The organism is Caballeronia humi (genome assembly GCF_001544475.1).
Classification (GTDB): Bacteria; Pseudomonadota; Gammaproteobacteria; order Burkholderiales; family Burkholderiaceae; genus Caballeronia; species Caballeronia humi.
In genome coordinates this window covers 1-2,771 of record NZ_FCNW02000143.1, presented here as the reverse complement: position 1 = coordinate 2,771, position 2,771 = coordinate 1, and the positions used below count along the sequence as shown (strand labels likewise).

Sequence of the window (2,771 nt, the reverse complement as noted above, 5' to 3'; positions counted from 1 at the left end):
GTGATGACGTCCCGCATCGACTGGACCGAACTCGCCTCGGCCGTGACAAGCGCGCTGATCGACTGTTCATTCAGCGCGACGCTTCTGACCCCGCCGATCGCGCGCTCGTCCGCCGTGATGTCGCGAGCTGGCGTCGCCTTGAACAAGCCGACCGGCGGGCGCTGTCGAAGTTGCGGGCGCTCCGCTTGGACCCGGATGATGCGGCCCACCTGCGCTTGCGGCGGCAGCGAGGCTGGCCGGGAGGTGTTGTCATAGTCGTAAGCGGTGATCTTGACGGTGCCCGCCCGGCGCGGGGAGTACGTGTCAACCTTCGGCATCGTAAGGCCCGGCGCATAGACGAAAGACGCAGGCGCACCCGTCCAATAAGGCGAGCTCGACACCGGCATTGTACGGCCGTCGGGCAGCGCCCATGCGTGCCATAGCCGGTCGACGTTGCAGTGGTGGAGGAAGAAGATCGGATCGAGCGGCGACTGCATGGTCGCCATCCAACCGCCGATCAGGTTGTGCACGGGATTGTGCGGACGCGTTTCAAACCGCTCTTCGAACGAGTTCACCGTGCCGCGCTGGAAGTTTACCGTCGAGCTTTGAAACGGTGTCAGGTCCAAGGCGCCGTAAACGCTGGTGCCAACCCGAGCAACACTCGGGTACAGTTGATTACCCGGCGTAGTGAACTCGCTCGGGAGCGTCGGATTTTTGTACCAATCCCAATAGGGCAGCATAAGCCTGGTATTGCCTGAGATCATCTGCAGGCGTCGTTCGAAGTGCCAGAGATATCCCCGGTGCCAAGCAAGAAAATACGCGACTTTGTGGGGACAATAGTTAACGTGCACATTGACCCAATATTGCCATGAATTTGGGTCATTCGCGTTGTTATTGCCGCGCATCCGGCCTACGGCGTACAGGAAAGAGCTGTATTGGTTGTCGGGGGCTACCTTAAACTGCTGCCACTCGAGACGGCGTTGCCCGCTTATCTGAGCAAAGCTCGGAAGCGCAGCGAGAGACAATGCCGAGGCTGCTCCACCTAGGAACGTTCGTCGGTCAAGTTTTAAATGGCTCATGAAATTCTCCAGCAGGTAGTCATGGTCAAACATTAAATACAGGTGAACATCCTGGAAGACGAAGTATTCTTGAACGCCGCGAATGTCTTGGCTATGCCGCAATCGAAGTCTTTCGCCTGGCCGATGAATAACGTTGCGACATAGGCGCAACGTAGAAGATGCACGGTTCGCGAGACTAAATGTCCTCTGGGCCGCGAAGATTGATTAGGAAATCTACTTCAGGCTACGCCCATAGTAACGTGCGCTGTCGCACATGCAAGCAGGATGAACTGACGAAATAAGTTCAAGCACGACGCACGTGAAATAACCTTGAGACGAGTTGATTCTTTCGTTATTTGCCGCCCTGCAGGCCCAAACGGCGGATCTAAGCAGCTCTAAACGGCCATTGCAGCGTTAATCGCAGGTTTACGAAATGAAACTCGTTAAGCACGCAGTTTACATTGTGGATTGTCCATGAGAACGGCGCACAACAGGAAGTGCGGATTGTGTATCTTCGTCGAGTCACGATCAACTGATCTGCCGAGCAGGCCGCGTTGATGAACCTGCCCTGAACGGTACGACGGCGTGATTTAAATTTCGAACATTCACGCAAGGCCGTCGTGCGTGGACTGGCACGGGCTTGTTTCCATACGCTGAAGGAGCGAAACGAGTTTTGATGTGACTCGCTGCTTTGCCTGAAGCTTCCGATGGTGACTGGCAAGCCCCTGTCAGCCGAGCGGAGCCAACACACCGCCCCCGAGATCTCAATGGATGTCGAGCCGCCGTCCCCAATCTCAAGTCATGGTGCGCTTAGTGCAGGGAGGGAAGGGGCGACCGATGCTCTCTAAGCATGCAGTTCGGGTCCGTCATCCGATGCGCAGACCAAACATAAAAACGCTACATGATTTGGCGTAAGAGAGCCTTATAACTTAGACGCTAGTGGAGCTTCCGACTATCCCAGCCACGTATAAGTTCGTTCAGCGCATCCGCCACCGCTGCGTCTACCTCGCCGTTGGCAAGAAGACGGCGCTCGCCTTGGAATCGGTCGACTAGCGTGGCCGTAGCATCTCCATACAGGGCGCGCGCACGATCGTGTGCCAGGCCAAAAGCGAGCTGCGCACGGTCGCGTGGGGATTCTGCAACGAGGACCCCGAGCTTTAAACATAGCTGCAGGGCAGCGTGTAGTTGGACGACCGCGGTGCCTTGCGTGCCAATTTTCAAGGGATAGCTAACTTTATCCATTTGCTTTCTCGCAAAGAGAAGCGTACCCGGCGACGCTTAATTAGGGACGGCCTCAAAAGCGAGGTGCAACACTTGTCCCGTATAAGGTGTTGCAATGCCCGACAAAACTACTTCGTACCAGCAGCTGCAACCTGAAGAACGCCTCGCCATCGCAAGCCTACGACTGCAGGATGTGAGCATTCGGGCCATGGCCCGAATGCTCGGGCGCTCTCCGTCCACTGTGAGCCGGGAGCTGACGCGCAACGGCTCTCCTGCTGGCTACGCTTCAGTGTCAGCCGAAGCGCTGAGCGCCGCCCGCCGTAGCGCTGGTCGCCGCCCCGCCAAGCTGTGCACGCAAAGCGTTCGCTGGCGGGTTGTGCTCACCCTGCTCGATTGGAAATGGTCGCCCCAGCAGATATCGGGCACACTTAAGCGCATGGTGCGATGTGATGTCGCGTAAAGGATTGTTTCATCTGGTGTTGTTAGCCAGAGAGGAGACCGGCTGTTCCGTCA

General features: G+C 57.1%; 1 protein-coding gene and 1 pseudogene. One reads left to right on the top strand and one right to left on the bottom strand.

What is annotated here, in order from left to right:
- On the bottom strand, positions 1-1,058 hold a 1,058-nt coding region (locus tag AWB65_RS36780), incomplete at its 3' end, for a tyrosinase family protein (protein ID WP_235008103.1).
- Between the two features lie 1,315 nt (positions 1,059-2,373).
- On the opposite strand from AWB65_RS36780, the pseudogene AWB65_RS34510 reads away from it, so the two are divergent.
- A pseudogene (locus tag AWB65_RS34510) lies at positions 2,374-2,697 on the top strand (transposase); the annotation flags it as partial.
- Positions 2,698-2,771: the final 74 nt, after the last annotated feature.